This is a genomic window from Methylobacterium sp. 190mf, from assembly GCF_900107945.1.
Lineage (GTDB): Bacteria > Pseudomonadota > Alphaproteobacteria > Rhizobiales > Beijerinckiaceae > Methylobacterium.
On the sequence record NZ_FNVI01000025.1, the window covers coordinates 25,899 to 42,177 of the forward strand.

Here is a 16,279-nt window from a genome sequence, read left to right on the forward strand (position 1 = left end):
CCCGCCGATGCCGCAGATGCGGACCCCGGCCCCGGCCACGCCGGTGCTGCGCGACGCGCCGGCGCCCGCGCCGGCCCAGCGCCCGGCGCCGGCGGCCCCGGTCGTCGTCGAGACCGCGCGCTCGGAGGATTACTACCGCACCAAGAGCCTGATCTTCGGCGCCCTGATCGAGGCGATCGACCTGACGCAGCTCTCGCGCCTCGACGCCGAGACCGCGCGCGAGGAGATCCGCGACATCGTCACGGAGATCATCGGGCTCAAGAACATCGTCCTGTCGATCTCCGAGCAGGAGGAACTGCTCGACGACATCTGCAACGACGTGCTGGGCTACGGCCCGCTGGAGCCGCTGCTCGCCCGCGACGACATCGCCGACATCATGGTCAACGGCGCCCACCGGACCTTCATCGAGGTCAACGGCAAGATCCAGCTGACCAGCGTGCGGTTCCGCGACAACCAGCAGCTGATGAACATCTGCCAGCGCATCGTCAGCCAGGTCGGCCGGCGCGTCGACGACGCCTCGCCGATCTGCGACGCGCGCCTGCCGGACGGGTCCCGCGTCAACGTCATCGCGCCGCCGCTCGCCATCGACGGCCCGGCGCTCACGATCCGCAAGTTCAAGAAGGACAAGCTCACCCTGGAGCAGCTCGTGCGCTTCGGGGCGATCTCGCCCGAGGGCGCCGAGGTCCTCAAGATCATCGGCCAGTCGCGCTGCAACGTGGTCATCTCGGGCGGCACGGGCTCGGGCAAGACCACGCTGCTCAACTGCCTCACCGCCTTCATCGAGCACGACGAGCGGGTCATCACCTGCGAGGACGCGGCCGAGCTGCAGCTCCAGCAGCCGCACGTCGTGCGCCTGGAGACACGGCCGCCCAACATGGAGGGCCAGGGCCAGGTCACCATGCGCGACCTCGTGAAGAACTGCCTGCGCATGCGCCCGGAGCGGATCATCGTCGGCGAGGTGCGCGGACCGGAGGCCTTCGATCTGCTCCAGGCGATGAACACCGGCCACGACGGCTCGATGGGCACGCTCCACGCCAACAGCCCGCGCGAGTGCCTGTCGCGTATCGAATCGATGATCTCGATGGGCGGCTTCACCCTGCCGTCGCGGACCCTGCGCGAGATGATCTGCGGCTCGATCGACGTCGTGATCCAGGCGATGCGTCTGCGCGACGGCTCCCGGCGCATCACCCACATCACCGAGGTGCTCGGCATGGAGGGCGACGTCATCACCACCCAGGACGTGTTCCTCTACGACATCGTCGGCGAGGACGCGAACGGCAAGCTGATCGGGCGTCACCGCTCCACCGGCGTCGGCCGGCCGAAATTCTGGGAGCGCGCCCGCTACTACGGCCTCGAACAGCGGCTCGGTGAGGCGCTCGACGCCGCCGAGGTCGTCGACCGGAACTGAGCCGATGGCGGACGCCTCCAACCTGCCGATCGCCGCCGGCCTCGCCGGCATCGCGGTGGCCGCCATCGCCTACGTGGCGGTCCTGCCCCTGCTCGGCGGCGAGCGCCGGGCCACCAAGCGCCTGAAGACGATCAGCGTCTCCGCCTCGGGGGCGGCGACCCGGGGCGTCGCCGTCAACCGGCGCGAGCAGGTCGCCAAGACGCTGAGCGAGATCGAGGCGAAGGCCAAGGGCGCCTCGAAGGCCAGCGTGGAATTGAAGCTCGCCCGCGCCGGCCTCGGCTGGACGAAGCAGACCTTCTACGGGGTCTCGGCCCTGAGCGGGGTCGTCTTCGGGCTCCTGCTCTTCGTCATCACCGACAACGCCCTGGCGGCGCTCGGCGCCGCCTTCGCGGGCGGCTTCGGCCTGCCGGCCTACCTGCTGCGCCACCTGCGGCTCAAGCGCATCGCGAAGTTCAACAAGGAGCTGCCCAACGCCGTCGACGTGGTGGTCCGCGGCATCCGCACCGGCATCCCGGTGGGCGACTGCTTCCGCATGGTCTCGCGCGAGGCAGAGGAGCCGGTGCGCAGCGAGTTCCGGACCGTGGTGGAGACGCAGGCGATGGGCCTGTCCCTCGGCGAGGCCTGCACGCGGCTGTTCGAGCGCGTGCCCACCGCCGAGGTGAACTTCTTCGCCATCGTGATCAACATCCAGCAGCAGTCGGGCGGTAACCTCTCCGAGGCGCTGAACAACCTCTCCACGGTGCTGCGCGACCGCGCCAAGATGCGCGGCAAGGTCCAGGCGATGAGCATGGAGGCCAAGGCCTCGGCCTCGATCATCGCCTGCCTGCCCTTCGCGGTGGCGGGCATCACCGCGCTCACCAGCCCCGACTACATCTCGCTGCTCTGGACAACCGACACGGGCAAGATCGCCCTGGTCGGCGCGGCGATCTGGATGTCCATCGGCATCTTCACCATCAAGAAGATGATCGCCTTCGAGTTCTAGGCGCGGTGCGCCGTCTGCCGGATCCCGCCCGATGATCGACGCCATCGCCGAGAAGCTGTTCGATCCCCGCTTCATGGGCACGCTGCTGACCGCCGTCGCGGCGGCCGCGACCGCCTACGCGGTGGCGCAGCCCTTCCTGGAGACCGACCGCCTCGGCAAGCGGATGAAGCTCGTCAGCGACGAGCGCGAGCAGATCCGGCGTCGCGAGCGGCTGAGCGCGGAGCGGACCGGAAGCCGGGCGACGCTGCGCACGGAGCCGAAGGCCTACATGAAGTCGGTCGTCGAGAAGTACCAGCTGCGCCGCTGGCTCGGCACGGACACGGCCAAGCGCAAGCTGATGCAGGCAGGGTACCGCGGCCAGGGGGCGGAGACCGCTTTCCTGTTCTTCCGCCTCGTCGTGCCGGTCGCGGCGGTGATCGCGGCCCTGTTCTACCTGTTCGTGCTGGAGGTGCTCGACGCCTCGTACCTCATGCGGTTCGGGCTGGTGATCGGCGCGGCCTACATGGGCATCAAGGCGCCCGAGCTGTTCCTGGTGAACACCGCCAAGAAGCGCCAGACCGAGATCCGCAAGGCGTGGCCGGACGCCCTCGACCTCACGCTGATCTGCGTCGAATCCGGCATGGCGATCGAGAACGCGTTCCGGAAGGTGAGCACCGAGATCGCCACGTCCTCGGTCGTGCTGGCCGAGGAGCTCGCGCTGATGACCGCCGAGATGTCGTTCCTGCCCGACCGGCGTCAGGCTTACGAGAACCTCGTGATGCGCACCGGCCTCGAGCCGGTGAAGTCCGTGGCGACGGCGCTGATCCAGGCCGAGCGGTACGGCACGCCGGTCGGTCAGGCGCTGCGGGTTCTGAGCCAGGAGAGCCGCGACATGCGCATGAACGAGGCCGAGAAGAAGGCGGCCGGTCTGCCGCCGAAGCTCACCGTGCCGATGATCCTGTTCTTCCTGCCCGTGCTGTTCGTCGTCATCATCACCCCGGCGGTCATCCAGATCATGCGGACGCAGTGACGGCCGGGATGGCGCAAGGAGAGGCTCAGCGGATGCGGCCGGGGCGGGTCGGCTCGAACACGATGCGGCGGTGGTAGGCGCACCAGCTCTTGCCGTCGGACACGGGGGCGCCGCAGCAGACGGCGCGGTCGTTCGGCTCGCCGATGATGTACTTGCACACGAAGGCGCCGGACTGCGCGAAGGGCACGCGCAGGTCGGCCGACGGCTCCTCGACGGTCTCGGCGTCGCCGATCTGGGACATGCGGACGAGTTGATTCATGGTGTCGATCGGCTCAATAAGCATCCTGCACGGTGGGTCGGGCGCCCGGGCAGACAGGGAAGGTTTGAACGCATCTCGTTCAGGCGACGTCCCCGTATCGCGTCCGCGAGCGGAACGTCCGGGGCGGCCAACACGATGCCGGCCGGACGGCCGACGCGATTGGCGTCATCATGGTGTCGTAACTGGGGTTACGGCTCTTTAAAACAAGACCAGCCTGCGCTGGATGCATCGGACCACGGTGCGGGATGCGTAGCTCATCCGATCCGGCGCGCGCTCAATTGGCATTGGCGCGGCTGACGAATCCGCCCGAACGCCGCCGTCCCGCGATGGCCCGGGCGTGCAACGCCGGGCGACCTGTGGTTCTGTCAGCCCGCAACGCGAACAGAGCCGGATCCGCCGACCATGGCCCAAGCGCCCCTCGTGTCACCCGAATGGCTGCACGACCGCCTCGCGGCCCCCGACATCGTCGTGCTCGACGCCTCCTGGTACCTGCCCGCAGCGGGCCGCGATCCCGAGGCCGAATTCCGCACCGCCCACATACCCGGCGCCCGCCGCTTCGATCTCGACGCCATGAGCGACACCGAGTCGAACCTGCCGCACATGCTGCCACGGCCCGAGGTGTTCGCGGCGCGGATGCGCGCGCTCGGCGTCGGCGACGGCATGCAGATCGTCGTCTACGACGGGCAGGGGCTGTTCTCCGCCCCGCGGGTCTGGTGGATGCTCAAGGCCTTCGGCGTGCGCGACGCGCTGGTGCTGGACGGCGGCCTGCCGGCCTGGGTGGCGGCGGGCTACCCGACCGAGGAGGGCGACCCGCGCCAGCCCGAGCGGCGGCACTTCACCGCCCGCTTCGACCACGGCGCCGTGGCGGACGCGGACGACGTCGCCCGCGCCCTGGACAGCGGCTCGGCGCAGGTCGTCGACGCCCGCTCGGGGACGCGGTTCCGCGGCGAGGAGCCGGAGCCCCGCCCCGGCGTCCGGCCGGGGCACATGCCCGGCGCGCGCAACCTGCACTACGCGGCCCTCCAGCGCGACGGCCGGATGAAGAGCCCCGAGGAGTTGAAGACGGTCTTCGCCGAGAACGGCGTCGATCCGGACCTGCCGATCGTGACCACCTGCGGCTCCGGCGTGACCGCTGCGATCATCGCGCTGGCGCTGGAGACCATGGGCCGCCCGGCGCGGGGGCTCTACGACGGCTCCTGGTCGGAATGGGGCGCCGACCCGGCCCGGGCGGTGGCGACGGGTCCTTGAGAGGCGGTTCTCCGGCCCTCAGGTCCGCCGACGTGACCGGGCCGCCCCGGTCGCCCGCTTGAAAGCTCCGTGATCGATTTCGATATATCGATTGCGCCTGCGGTTGGGCGCCCTACGGAGAAAATCATGCCGCATCACGACACCACCGCCCTCTCGGGCACGATACGACACGTCTTCGCCCATCGCTTCACCGTCGAGGCGGGCGGCGAGACGCACCTCGCCGATCTCGGCCCGAAGGGTGCGGAGGCGTTCCCGCTCGCGAGCGGCCTGCACGTCACCCTCACCGGAGAGCGTCGCCCCTCGGAGATCAAGGTCACGCGGATCTCGGCGGAGGGCCGGGATCCGGTGGAGATCCATCACAAGAAGCCCCATCACGCGCCCGGCACCGGGCGGCCGGACGGGGCAACGGACGCCCCGTCCGATCCCGCGCGCGCTCTGGCGGCGGTGGCCGCGGCGGGGTGGGCGGTGGCGGACGCGCCGCGCCGCAAGCCGAGGCATTTCGAGGTGCTGGCACGTCGGAGCGACCGCGCGGCGACGGAACTGCACGTCGACTTCGCCGGCACGATCTACAGGGAGAAGCCGGCCGACCGGGCGAAGTGGACCGTGCTGGCCTGAGGGTCGCGGGCCGACCGACCCACCGCACCGATGGACGGTGCGGCGGGACCCGTCGCGTCGAGCCGAGGATGCACAGCCGGGCCGCCACGCAGCCCGGCGCCTCGACGCCTAGCTGTCGGATGTATCCCCGCGGCGCCGGACGGTTCGCTACGCCGCCCGCACCGCGCGGCGCTTGTCGGCGGCGCTCCACTGCATCAGGCCGACCATCACCGCGATGGTGGCGACGTAGACCAGCCCCTGGAGGGCGGTCGGACGGTCGGTGTAGCCGACCAGGGCGTGCAGGACGCGGCCCGGCCAGGAATTCTCGGCGATCACGCCGGAGCTGTTCCAGAGGGTGTATCCGAGGACCTCGACCACCCCGGCATTCGCCAGGAACTGCGCCGCCTGCGCGGCGAGGCCGGCCGCGAGGAAGATGATCAGGACGCTGGTCACCGAGAAGACGTAGCGGCTCGGAATCGAGGCGAGCCCGAGATAGGTCACCGCCGAGAGGAGCGCGCCGGCGCCGATGCCGGCGACCGCACCGAACTGGATGTCGGCGCCCGAGGTGCCCGAGGCCACGAGGCCGTAGAGGAACAGGACCAGCTCGGCCCCCTCGCGCAGGATCGCGGCGCCGATCACGATCGACAGGGCCGCTGCCTCCCGCTCGCCCGAGCGCACCGCCGCGCCGGCGGCGCGCAGTTCGCCCGCCAGCTCCTTGCCGTGCTTGCTCATCCAGGTGTTGTGCCAGATCAGCAGCAGCACCGCGACGATCAGGATCGCGGCGTTCAGGATGTCCTGCCCGCTGCCCTCGAACGCGTCCGAGATCTTCTCGGCGAACAGCGCCACCAGGGCGGCGCCCGCGAGGCCGCCGGCGATGCCGAGCAGGACCCAGCGCATCCGGCCCGGGATGCCGCGGGTGGCGGCCAGCACGATGGAGATGATGAGGCCCGCCTCGATGACTTCGCGGAAGGCGATGACGAAGGCGCCGATCATGGCGGTCTCCAGGGTTTGTGAGGTCGTGTGACGCGGCGCGCGCGGACCGCGCGCTACCAGATCCAGAACAGGAGCACCCAGTTGGCCACCGAGAGGGCGGCCGCGCCGGCGATGCAGGCCGAGGCCGCCACCCGGCGGAGGCCGCCGGCGGCGAGACCCGCCACCCGCCAGGCCAGCCAGACGCTCCACAGGCTGGCGCCGGCGAGCAGGCCCGCGCGGATCTCCGCCACGTAGGGGATCACGATGCCGTCGCCGCGCAGGAACGTCACGGTGAGCGCCGACAGGCCCAGGAACACGCCGCAGCCCGCGACCGGGATCAGGGTCTGGGTCAGGTGGTGGAAGCGCCGGAGCGACCAGCCGCCGAGGCTCAGGGTCGCGAGCGCCACGATCCCCGACAGGGCGAGCCCGAGGACGAGCGTCGCGGCGCCGATGTAGGCCAGCAGCAGCCCGCCGTCGAGGAGCGTCATGACGTCGTTGCGGTCGGGGTAGTTCGTCAGCACGAACCAGGGCGCCGAGTGCTCCAGGGGCCACGTCGTCCCGCGCTCGATGAGCCACGTGGCCGCCCATTGCTTGGCATCGACGAACCAGGGGCTCGAGGACCACTGGAAGGCGCCCACCGCCAACGCCAGCATGCCGAACAGGATCAGCATGGTCTGGTCGAGGCTGGGCTCCGCGCCGGCCACGTGGACGATCTCGTGGTTGGGCGAGCGCAGGGCGAGGCGCACGGCGCCGCGGTGGCCGCTGCAGCGGCCGCACATGTGGCAGGCGCCCGCGCCGCGCATGGTCTTGACCGGCACGAGGGGCGCGCAGTTGAAGGACTCGGTGCCGCCGACGGGTTTGGGCGAGTCCGCCCAGGCGGCGCGGTCGACCTGGAAGCTCACCGGCGCGAGCTTCGACAGCACCGCGAAGACGCCGTTGACCGGGCAGAGGTAGCGGCACCAGACGCGCTTGTTGCGCCCGTACAGCAGCCCGACCACGATCGCCGCCAGGGTCGAGCCGCCGAGCACCGCGAGGACCGGCTTCGGGTAGCCGTAGACGCTGGTCATCTGGCCGTAGACGGTGGTTCCCGCGAAGGCCACGAACGGCCAGCCCTGCCAGGTGATCCAGCGCGGCACGGCGTAGCCGCGGCTCCACCGGCTCGCGAACTCGCTGAGGGCCCCCTCCGGGCAGAGCACGCCGCACCAGGCCCGGCCGACCAGCACCATGCTGACCAGCACGAACGGCCACCAGATCCCCCAGAAGGCGAACTGCGCGGCGAGCGTCAGGTTGGTCCAGATGTGGGCGGCGTTGTCGGGCAGCGGCAGCAGGGCCGGCACGATCACCAGCACCGCGTAGACGGCGACGATCAGCCACTGCACGGACCGGATGATCCAGCCGTACCGGCGCAACGCGTCGCCGAACCGGGCGAGCCGCGCGTCGACCGCGGAGCGGCGCGGCGTGACGTCGGCGAGGGCCAGGGAGCCGGGCGCTGTCGTGAACGCGCTCATTTGGCCACCAGGGTCGCCTTCGCTTCCGGGTGGAAATCGTCGAACACCTGGTACGTGCCGGCATCGAGGGTGCGGAACACGATCGCCGAGGTCGAGCCAGCGGCCAGCGCCTTCTCGCGGCGCAGCTCCGTGCTCTCGAACTCCACCGGCGTCTGGCCGGTGTTCGAGATCTCGAGCTTGAACCGGGTGTTGGCCGGAACCTCGATCACCGTCGGGATGATCACGCCGTCGCGCATCTCCACCTTGATGACCGGCATGTCGTCGGCGCGCGCGGGCGCGGAGGCCGACGCGGCGGCGACCAGCAGCAGCGGGATGGCTCGGACGAGGGAGCGCGGCAGGCGGGACACGGTCAGCTCCGGCACTCTCAGTAGGCGCCCTTCTTGCCGACGCCGGCGAAGGTGAAGTCCTGGGTGATCTCGAAGGGCTCGAACCACGGGCCGACGCCCGTCTCCTTGTCGACGTGGCGGCCGAAATGGCTGTCCTTGCCGGGCGGCGCGACGGTAACCTTGAGGCGGTAGCGACCGGGGCCGAACAGCTTGACGTTGTCGCCGTAATGCGGCCCGTCGTTGGCGACCATAGGCATCAGCATGCCCGACACCGTCTGGTCGGTGGGCTTGTCGCCGTCGAGCTTCACCGCCTCGAAGCGGACGTCGAGCGCCGGCACCCAGTCCCCTTCCGCGAAGCCGTTGCGGTTGTCCTTGGCGGCGCGGATATCGGTCTCGAGGTGGATGTCCGACTTGGCGGCCTCGCGCATCATGCCGGGCGGATCCATCTCGATCGGCTGCAGATAGACGGCCGCGACCTCCAGGCCGTTGCGCGTCACGTGCGGACCGATCGGCACCTCCTTGGCGGCCGCGGCACCGGCGAACGCCAGGAGCGAGGCCGCGGCGAGGCCGCGGAGAACCGGGAGGATGTGCGAGGCGTGCATGCGACCGCACATAATCCAGGCCGCGGGAAGTTCAAACCGGAATCGCACGACAGTCAAATAATAACAATTCTAATCTGCCGGTCAGCTGCATCGACATTACGGTATTCGCATGTCGTTGCATCGAAAAAGGTCGATTACGACGCACTTTCACGAAGCTATTCGCGGTGCGATGCCCTCTGGATCTTGACGAATCCAACGCGGGCTGGATCGTCACGCCAGTGCCATGCGACGAACCGAGGATGCGATGCGGCAAGGCCATGGATCGCATGATGGCCCGCGATCACGAGCGCGCGACCCGGCTTGCGCGGCCCCGTGACGCGTTTTAGCAAATGCTATACTTTTCTGTGAGTCGGATGAGATCCCGTTCCGTGTCCCTGGTCCGCACCGCGGCGCTCGTCCTGGCCGTCCCCCTCCTCGCGCCCGCCGCCGCGCGGGCGGCCGACATCTCCCCGCTGCGCCCCGCCGAGGCGCCGTCCTACACCGACTGGTCGGGGGGCTATGTCGGCCTCGAGGGCAGTGCCGGCGGGTCCTACGGCGCCTACAATTTCGGTCCGACGACGATCGGCGCCCGGCCGGTCCCGGCCTTCAAGAGCGGCGATTCCACCGGCCGCAGCGACCAGGGCAAGAACGCCACGACGGCGGTCGGCGGCCTGTTCGGCGGCTGGAACTGGCAGGCCGGGCCGTGGGTCTACGGCGTCGAGGCGAGTCTCGACGCGGCGAATCTGAAGCGGCCCGTCCCTTCGACGATCGCGGGCTTCGGCTACGCGAACGTGGACCCGGCCTTCAACATCGTGCGCGCCAAGACGGATCTCTACGGCACCCTGCGCGCCCGGCTCGGCTACAGCTTCGACCGCTACCTGATCTACGGCACCTTCGGCCTCGCGGGGGCGAACGCGCGCATCCTGGCGAATTACCCGGACCTCGACACGGGCGGCCAGACCACCGCGCGGCGGGACCTCGGCTACGTCGGCTTCACCCTCGGCGCGGGCGTGCAGTACGCCATCACCGACAGCCTCGCGCTGGGCATCGACTACCGCTACATCGATCTCGGAGGCAGCCGGCGCTTCCCGCTGGGCATGGTGCCCGGCGACGCGGGCGGGCCGGTCACGACCCGGGCGCGCTTCACGTCCAACGAACTGTTCGCGCGGCTGATGTGGTTTCCGGACGGGCTGAAGGTCCCGCCGGACCCGGACGAGACCGCCCCGCACGATCCCGACAACGGCGATACTGGCCGCTTCTCGCTCCACGGCCAGACGACGCTGATCGCGCAGGGCGTTCCCGGCTTCCGCTCGCCCTACGAGGGCGCGCAGAGCCTGATCCCCCATCAGGCCCGGCAGACCACGACGGCCACGATCTTCCTCGGCCTCAAGCTCACCGACAGCACCGAGATCTACTACAATCCCGAGTTCAGCCAGGGCTTCGGCCTGTCGCGGACGCTCGGCGTCGCCGGCTTCGTCAACGGCGAGGCGCAGAAGGCCGGCGCCCCGTTCCCGAAGCTGCGCTCGAACCGCTACTACGTGAAGCAGACCTTCGGGCTCGGCGGCGAGACCGTGGAGGTGCCGGACGGACCGAACCAAGTGGCCACCCGCTACGACGCCGAGCGGATCACGCTGATCGCCGGCAAGTTCGCGCTGGGCGACTTCTTCGACGGAAACATCTACGCGCACGACCCGCGCGTGGACTTCTTCAACTGGTCGCTCTGGGGTTCCTCGGCCTGGGACTTCCCGGCCAATCTCCCGGGCTTCACGCAGGGCGTCTACGCCGAGTACAACCGCCCCGAATTCGCGATCCGCGCCGCCTACACGCAGGTGCCCAAGGAGCCGTCGAGCGACGTGCTCGACCCGCGGGTGTTCCGGCGCGCGGGGCTGAACGTCGAGTTCGAGGAGCGGCACGTGCTCCCGTGGCTGGAGCAGCCCGGCAAAATCCGCATCGGGCTGTTCTCGAATGTCGGCGTCTCGGCCAACAACCGCGACGTCGTCACCCTGACCCAGCTCGGCCTGTTCGACGACATCAACGACGCCGTCGCGGCGACCCGGCGTCCCCGCCGCAAGACCGGCGGCTACATCAACCTGGAGCAGGCGCTGACGCCCGAACTCGGGCTGTTCGCCCGGGCGAGCCTGAACGACGGGGGCACCGAGAACATCTCGTTCACCGACATCGACCGGAGCTTCTCCGGCGGCCTGTCGCTGAAGGGCAAGGCCTGGGACCGCCCCGACGACACGGTCGGCATCGGCGCCGCAATGAACGGGCTCTCGCCCTCGCACCGGGCCGCCTTCGCGGCCGGCTATCTCGGGCTGCTGATCGGCGACGGGCGTCTCAACTACGGCACCGAGCGCGCGCTGGAGACCTACTACGCCCTGAACCTCACGAAGTTCGTCACCCTGACCTTCGACTACCAGTTCATCGACAATCCCGGATACAATCGCGACCGCGGGCCGGCGCACTTCTTCGCCTCGCGGCTGCACGCCGATTTCTGATCGGCGCCGGTGAGACGGCCTCCGGCCGGAGCGTTCGGACGCTATGCGTATTCGCGAGCGAAGCGATCCGGTCCGGGCTCCGGACGACACGCCCCCTGGGTCGCTGCGCTCGCGACGACGGCGGCATCGCCCGATGGCGCGGCCCTGCTCACTCCGCCGCCTCGATCGCGGTCGCCCCGAAGATCGCCTCGAAGGCGGCGCGGAGCTGCATGTCGACCTCGGCCATGCTCACCGGCAGGCCGAGGTCGACGAGGCTCGTCACGCCGTGCTCCCGGACGCCGCACGGCACGATCCCGTCGAAATGCGCGAGGTCGGGCTCCACGTTCAGGCTGATGCCGTGGAAGCTGACCCAGCGGCGGACCCGGATGCCGATCGCCGCGATCTTGTCTTCGCCGCCGGGCCCCTTCTCGGGCCGGCGCACCCAGACGCCGACCCGGTCCTCGCGGCGCTCGGCGCGGACGTTGAAGGCGGCCAGCGTCTCGATCAGCCACGCCTCCAGGCTCGCCACGTAGGCGCGCAGGTCGCGGCTGCGCCGGTCGAGGTCGAGCATCACGTAGGCCACCCGCTGGCCGGGGCCGTGATAGGTGTACTGCCCGCCCCGCCCCGTCGCGTGGACCGGGAACCGGTCCGGCGCGACGAGATCCTCCGGCCGGGCCGACGTGCCCGCCGTGTAGAGCGGCGGGTGCTCCAGCAGCCAAACGCATTCGGGCGCCGCGCCGCGGGCGATCGCCTCCGCGCGCGCCTCCATCCAGGCGAGGGCGGCGGCGTAATCCACTGCCGCGTCGCTCACGCGCCAGCCCACCGGGCCGGCGACCGGATCGGTGCCGGGCCGCTTCGGGAAGGCGGGCGGGCTGACCGTGAGGCGGGGCGCGTTTACCAAGAGTTCACCATCCTGCGTCGATGGTCGAAGCCTCAACATCCGCGGCCGGCGGTTGCAAGGTTCCGGCTGCGAGACGGGATGGCGGACGGTGGCGGTCTTCGAGACCCTGAAGGTCGATCTGACGGTGGTGCTGGGCCGGGCCCGCATGCCGCTGCACATGCTCCTCCGGATGGGCCGCGGCGCCGTGATCGAGCTCGAAGCCAGCGACAGCGACATGGTCGAGATCCTGGCCAACGACCACCCGATCGCGCGCGGGCAGATCGTGGTGACGGGCGACCGCATCTCCGTGGAGGTGACCGAGCTGATCCGCAAGGCGGCCTCGATCGTCGAGCCGGGCGTCAGCATCGGCGACGGCGCGGCGCCTTTCCTGGAGGGCGGCTACGATTCCCCGTGACTGCGCTTGTCGGCGGCCGGACGATCTGTTATCCGCTGCGCCGCGCGACACGAAAGCGGCCCCGGGTTCTCCCGCGGCGCGCGACGGTCGGGCGAACGGACCGGTCTTCGCGTCCGATGCGGCCATGGCGGAATTGGTAGACGCGCTAGCTTGAGGTGCTAGTCCCGAGAGGGGTGGAGGTTCGAGTCCTCTTGGCCGCACCACATTGTTTCGGTTGCCCGGACCTGCGGCAACCCGGATGTGGTGCATGACAGGGCGGTGCGCCGCCGATCACGATACACCATTATCTGAGCCGACGCGCCGGGTCGCGACGCGCGTGCCGTTCGCACGCCGGGCGCAGGCGCCTGCGCCCGGCCAGGGGTTGCGCGAGGACCGCGCGCATCATTCCGCGCCGGGACGTCGCGGGATCGGCGGAGGCCGGCCACCGTCCCGATCAGGGAGCCGACGGAGCACCGGAAGCCCGCAGCAGGGCGGCCTCCCTGTACTCGCGCGGGGTCAGGCCGTGGCGGTCCTTGAACCGGCGGGAGAAGTGCGCCTGGCTGGTGAACCCGCAGCCGTAGGCGAGCATCCCGATCGACAGGTGCAGGCAGGCTGGGTCGGACAGCCGCTTGGCCGCCGCCGCCAGTCGGCGCTCCCAGATCCAGTCGGAAATGTGCTGGCCGCGCTCGTGGAACAGCTCCTGGAGCCGGCGCAGCGAGACCCCCGTGGCGGCCGCGAGCTGGGGCGGGTCCAGTCCCGGATCGTCCAGATGGGCCTCGACATGCGCCTTCGCGCGCTGAACGACGACGCTGCCGTGGACGGGGCGAGGCACATCCTGCGCGAGCCGCTCGGCGAGGCTCGCCACGATCAGGTCGACCGCGATCGCCGACATGCGCTCGGCGGCGTCGGGCGTGAGCTGGTGCCGCACCCGGATCAGGTCGTGGATGAAGCCGGTCGCCAGCGTGGCCGAGGCGAGGTCCGCCCCGACCGACAGGCCGGTGTAGAGCCGTGTCGAGCCGAGCACGCCTTCCAGGCGCTCCCGCGGCAGCTCCAGGAACAGGGCCTGGCTGTCCCTGTGGGTCGTCAGCACGGAGGGGCGATGGTCGAGCACGACCATGTCGCCCGGCCGCTGCACGGCCTCCCGGCCGCCCTGAACGCTCGTCGACAGGCCCGCGAGCTTGAACAGCACCACGACCATCCCGGCCCTGTCGTGGCGCCGGGCCGCGCTGGGCGTCGTCTCGCATCGCAGGGCGCTCTGCGTCAGGCGCGAGAGGTACAGCGCGCCGATCTCCGCGACGTCGAGCCTGCCCCGGAACGGCCCGTCGTCGAGGCGCTCGACCTCGATCGGCACGAGCCGCTCCCCGAGAAGGTCTCGCCAGAGCTTGAAGCCGCTCCGGGGGTGGAGACCCTCCGTCGAAAACACTGTCTGCATAGGCAATATCTGAAGTCGCGGCCGCGCAGCGATCGTTGAATACCGATCGCTGCGTATCTTTAGATACACTTTCACGCTCGGACGATCCAACGATACCGTCAATTCTGAAACAATTATATCTCAACGGACAGATCAGAGGCGATCCTCGGTCACAACGACGATAAACGCCCGCCCCGACCACATCGGGAAGACGTGATCGACACGTATCGGCAGCCGAGCCGCGTCTTCGGGCGATCCCGAGTGCACGGGGCACGGCACCGTCGGACGAGCGCCTGCTGTTCACCGGCGCGACGGCGGCGCTCAGCCTGAGCGGACCGCAACCCGGCCCTGCATTGACTTCGCAGCCGCACACACGCATATCGGCGATGCAGCGTCAGCGGCCGCCACGGCCCGCTTGAGGGGGCTGCGTGACGGATCGGGCGCCACCCGGCGTGATCCGGCCCCCCTCTTCATAACGTGCATGCACCCGGGCCGCCCCATCACGCGGGCTGCCCCCTGCCAACGGACCGGCTCATACACGGCACAGCTCGCGAGCGACGCGAGGCGCCCGGCCGGCCCTGCTGCATCGGATACATCCTTGACCCAATTCACCGATTTCGGCCTCGCCCAGCCCGTGCTGCGGGCGCTCAGCGAGGCCGGCTACGTCGCGCCGACCCCGATCCAGGCCCAGGCGATCCCGCCGGCCATGGCGGGCCGCGACCTCTGCGGCATCGCCCAGACCGGCACCGGCAAGACCGCGGCCTTCGCGCTGCCGATCCTGCACCGCCTCTCGCTCTCGGACCGCCGCGCGCCGCGCCGCGGCTGTCGGGTGCTGGTGCTCTCGCCGACCCGCGAGCTCGCCAACCAGATCGCCGAGTCGTTCACCGATTACGGCCGGCACCTGTCCTACACCACGACGGTGGTGTTCGGCGGCGTCACCATCAGCCGCCAGGAGCGGGCGCTGGCGCCGGGCGTCGACGTCCTCGTCGCCACCCCCGGCCGGCTGATCGACCTCGTCGACCGCCGCTCGCTGACCCTGGAGGGCGTCGAGATCCTCGTCCTCGACGAGGCCGACCAGATGCTCGACCTCGGCTTCATCCACGCCCTCAAGCGCATCGTGAAGATGCTGCCGCAGAAGCGCCAGAGCCTGTTCTTCTCGGCCACCATGCCCAAGAACATCGCGGGCCTGGCGTCCCAGTACCTCACCGATCCGGTCCAGGTCGCGGTGACGCCGGTCGCCACCACGGCCGAGCGGGTCGAGCAGGAGGTGATCTTCGTCCATACCGGCGCCAAGCAGGCGCTGCTGGGGCACATCCTGCGCGATCCGGCGATCGAGCGCGTGCTCGTCTTCACCCGGACGAAGCACGGGGCGGACCGGGTCGTGCGCGGCCTCGACAAGGTCGGCATCGCGGCTGCCGCGATCCACGGCAACAAGAGCCAGCCCCAGCGCGAGCGGGCGCTGGCCGCCTTCAAGGACGGCTCCTGCCGGGTCCTGGTCGCCACCGACATCGCGGCCCGCGGCATCGACGTCGAGGGCGTGAGCCACGTGGTCAACTTCGACCTGCCTAACGTGCCGGAGAGCTACGTCCACCGGATCGGCCGCACGGCCCGCGCCGGCGCCGACGGCCTCGCCATCTCGTTCTGCAACGACGAGGAGAAGGCCTACCTGCGCGACATCGAGCGCGTGACCCGGCAGAAGGTCCCGGTGGCGGGCTTCCCCGAGGGCTTCACCCCGCCGTCCCGCCAGGAGGCCGCCGAGATTGCCCGCGAGGAGGAGCGCCGGCCCGAGCGTCCGCAGCAGCGCCCCGGCGGCGGCCGCCAGGGCCAGCGGCCCCGGCAGCAGCAGGGCCGTCCCCAGCAGGGCCGGCCCGAGGGCGGCCGCGGCTTCGGCGGTCCCGGCCAGGGCGCGCCCCGGCAGGGCCGACCCCAGGACGGCCGCGGCGACAACCGCGGTGACAATCGCGGCCACGCCCCGCAGGGCCGCGACGCCCGCGCGGACCGGCCCGCCCGCCCGCAGGGCGAGCGCCCGAATCAGGGTCGCCCGAGCCGCGACGCCCGGCCCCAGCGCGCCGATGCCCGTCCGCGCAGCGGCGGTGGCGGCGGCGAGGGTCGCAGCATCGGCTGGCTGGAGCGGGCGCCCCGTTCCTGAGCGAAGATGGCCTGAGTGACGATCGAGCCGCCCGGGACGGATCCGTCCCGGGCGGCTTCGTTTCCGGTGACCGCGCCGGAC

At 70.7% G+C, this 16,279-nt stretch carries 15 protein-coding genes and 1 tRNA gene; 9 read left to right on the forward strand and 7 right to left on the reverse strand.

Features of this window, described 5'->3' with window-relative positions:
• Positions 1 to 16: 16 nt before the first annotated feature.
• The 3 genes from C4T42_RS24850 to C4T42_RS24860 are packed head-to-tail and all read left to right on the forward strand — an operon-like array spanning position 17 to position 3,399.
• Positions 17 to 1,408, forward strand: a complete 1,392-nt coding sequence (locus C4T42_RS24850) for a CpaF family protein (RefSeq protein ID WP_020095645.1) — start codon at positions 17 to 19, stop codon at positions 1,406 to 1,408.
• Between the two features lie 4 nt (positions 1,409 to 1,412).
• Entirely contained in the window at positions 1,413 to 2,390 is a 978-nt protein-coding gene (locus C4T42_RS24855) for a type II secretion system F family protein (RefSeq protein WP_020095644.1), read from the forward strand.
• Positions 2,391 to 2,421: 31 nt separating this feature from the next.
• The gene (locus tag C4T42_RS24860; RefSeq protein WP_020095643.1) at positions 2,422 to 3,399 is read left to right on the forward strand and encodes a type II secretion system F family protein; all 978 of its coding nucleotides are present in this window, start codon (positions 2,422 to 2,424) and stop codon (positions 3,397 to 3,399) included.
• Between the two features lie 25 nt (positions 3,400 to 3,424).
• On the opposite strand, the gene C4T42_RS24865 is transcribed toward C4T42_RS24860, so the two are convergent.
• The gene (locus tag C4T42_RS24865) at positions 3,425 to 3,682 is read right to left on the reverse strand and encodes a GcrA family cell cycle regulator (protein ID WP_012320730.1); all 258 of its coding nucleotides are present in this window, start codon (positions 3,680 to 3,682) and stop codon (positions 3,425 to 3,427) included.
• A 378-nt stretch (positions 3,683 to 4,060) separates the two neighbouring features.
• Here C4T42_RS24865 and sseA point away from each other — a divergent pair, with 378 nt between their 5' ends.
• Together sseA and C4T42_RS24875 are read left to right on the forward strand one after the other, a co-directional pair.
• Positions 4,061 to 4,906 carry a 3-mercaptopyruvate sulfurtransferase gene (gene sseA, locus C4T42_RS24870; RefSeq protein WP_020095641.1) on the forward strand — a complete coding sequence of 282 codons (846 nt, stop codon included), beginning with the start codon at positions 4,061 to 4,063 and terminating at the stop codon, positions 4,904 to 4,906.
• 126 nt (positions 4,907 to 5,032) lie between these two features.
• Positions 5,033 to 5,521: a hypothetical protein gene (locus C4T42_RS24875; RefSeq protein WP_020095640.1), complete on the forward strand. Its 489-nt coding sequence runs from the start codon at positions 5,033 to 5,035 to the stop codon at positions 5,519 to 5,521.
• A 147-nt stretch (positions 5,522 to 5,668) separates the two neighbouring features.
• Here the strand turns inward: C4T42_RS24875 and C4T42_RS24880 are convergent, their stop codons facing one another.
• Genes C4T42_RS24880 through C4T42_RS24895 form a run of 4 tightly spaced genes read right to left on the reverse strand, consistent with a single transcriptional unit; the run spans position 5,669 to position 8,908 of the window.
• Positions 5,669 to 6,493: an FTR1 family protein gene (locus tag C4T42_RS24880; protein WP_103986037.1), complete on the reverse strand. Its 825-nt coding sequence runs from the start codon at positions 6,491 to 6,493 to the stop codon at positions 5,669 to 5,671.
• Positions 6,494 to 6,546: 53 nt separating this feature from the next.
• On the reverse strand, positions 6,547 to 7,980 hold the full coding sequence (locus C4T42_RS24885) for a 4Fe-4S binding protein (RefSeq protein WP_020095638.1): 1,434 nt from the start codon (positions 7,978 to 7,980) through the stop codon (positions 6,547 to 6,549).
• Positions 7,977 to 8,327 (reverse strand): cupredoxin domain-containing protein, encoded by a 351-nt coding sequence (locus C4T42_RS24890; RefSeq protein WP_026605320.1) that lies wholly within the window; start codon positions 8,325 to 8,327, stop codon positions 7,977 to 7,979. Before C4T42_RS24890 ends, C4T42_RS24885 begins: the two co-directional genes overlap by 4 nt.
• 17 nt (positions 8,328 to 8,344) lie before the next feature.
• Positions 8,345 to 8,908, reverse strand: a complete 564-nt coding sequence (locus C4T42_RS24895; RefSeq protein ID WP_020095636.1) for an iron transporter — start codon at positions 8,906 to 8,908, stop codon at positions 8,345 to 8,347.
• A 353-nt stretch (positions 8,909 to 9,261) separates the two neighbouring features.
• Here C4T42_RS24895 and C4T42_RS24900 point away from each other — a divergent pair, with 353 nt between their 5' ends.
• Positions 9,262 to 11,385: a carbohydrate porin gene (locus C4T42_RS24900; protein WP_026605318.1), complete on the forward strand. Its 2,124-nt coding sequence runs from the start codon at positions 9,262 to 9,264 to the stop codon at positions 11,383 to 11,385.
• Between the two features lie 148 nt (positions 11,386 to 11,533).
• Here C4T42_RS24900 and lipB read toward each other — a convergent pair whose 3' ends face one another.
• A complete protein-coding gene (gene lipB, locus C4T42_RS24905; RefSeq protein ID WP_020095634.1) occupies positions 11,534 to 12,265 on the reverse strand; it encodes a lipoyl(octanoyl) transferase LipB in 732 nt (243 codons plus the stop codon).
• An 88-nt stretch (positions 12,266 to 12,353) separates the two neighbouring features.
• On the opposite strand from lipB, the gene C4T42_RS24910 reads away from it, so the two are divergent.
• Complete coding sequence (locus C4T42_RS24910; RefSeq protein ID WP_020095633.1) at positions 12,354 to 12,659, forward strand: FliM/FliN family flagellar motor switch protein; 306 nt, start codon at positions 12,354 to 12,356, stop codon at positions 12,657 to 12,659.
• Positions 12,660 to 12,777: 118 nt separating this feature from the next.
• Positions 12,778 to 12,862, forward strand: a tRNA-Leu gene (locus C4T42_RS24915).
• Between the two features lie 230 nt (positions 12,863 to 13,092).
• Here the strand turns inward: C4T42_RS24915 and C4T42_RS24920 are convergent.
• A complete protein-coding gene (locus C4T42_RS24920) occupies positions 13,093 to 14,070 on the reverse strand; it encodes a helix-turn-helix domain-containing protein (protein ID WP_103986038.1) in 978 nt (325 codons plus the stop codon).
• Positions 14,071 to 14,647: 577 nt separating this feature from the next.
• On the opposite strand from C4T42_RS24920, the gene C4T42_RS24925 reads away from it, so the two are divergent.
• A complete protein-coding gene (locus C4T42_RS24925) occupies positions 14,648 to 16,198 on the forward strand; it encodes a DEAD/DEAH box helicase (RefSeq protein ID WP_020095631.1) in 1,551 nt (516 codons plus the stop codon).
• Positions 16,199 to 16,279 lie beyond the last annotated feature (81 nt).

Excerpts from the sequence above, each read along its gene's own strand:
- C4T42_RS24850 (WP_020095645.1), top strand. The coding sequence starts at position 17 with ATGCGGACCCCGGCCCCGGCCACGCCGGTGCTGCGCGACGCGCCGGCG.
- C4T42_RS24855 (WP_020095644.1), top strand. The coding sequence starts at position 1,413 with ATGGCGGACGCCTCCAACCTGCCGATCGCCGCCGGCCTCGCCGGCATC.
- C4T42_RS24860 (WP_020095643.1), top strand. The coding sequence starts at position 2,422 with ATGATCGACGCCATCGCCGAGAAGCTGTTCGATCCCCGCTTCATGGGC.
- C4T42_RS24865 (WP_012320730.1), bottom strand. The coding sequence starts at position 3,682 with ATGCTTATTGAGCCGATCGACACCATGAATCAACTCGTCCGCATGTCC.
- sseA (WP_020095641.1), top strand. The coding sequence starts at position 4,061 with ATGGCCCAAGCGCCCCTCGTGTCACCCGAATGGCTGCACGACCGCCTC.
- C4T42_RS24875 (WP_020095640.1), top strand. The coding sequence starts at position 5,033 with ATGCCGCATCACGACACCACCGCCCTCTCGGGCACGATACGACACGTC.
- C4T42_RS24880 (WP_103986037.1), bottom strand. The coding sequence starts at position 6,493 with ATGATCGGCGCCTTCGTCATCGCCTTCCGCGAAGTCATCGAGGCGGGC.
- C4T42_RS24885 (WP_020095638.1), bottom strand. The coding sequence starts at position 7,980 with ATGAGCGCGTTCACGACAGCGCCCGGCTCCCTGGCCCTCGCCGACGTC.
- C4T42_RS24895 (WP_020095636.1), bottom strand. The coding sequence starts at position 8,908 with ATGCACGCCTCGCACATCCTCCCGGTTCTCCGCGGCCTCGCCGCGGCC.
- C4T42_RS24900 (WP_026605318.1), top strand. The coding sequence starts at position 9,262 with ATGAGATCCCGTTCCGTGTCCCTGGTCCGCACCGCGGCGCTCGTCCTG.
- C4T42_RS24920 (WP_103986038.1), bottom strand. The coding sequence starts at position 14,070 with ATGCAGACAGTGTTTTCGACGGAGGGTCTCCACCCCCGGAGCGGCTTC.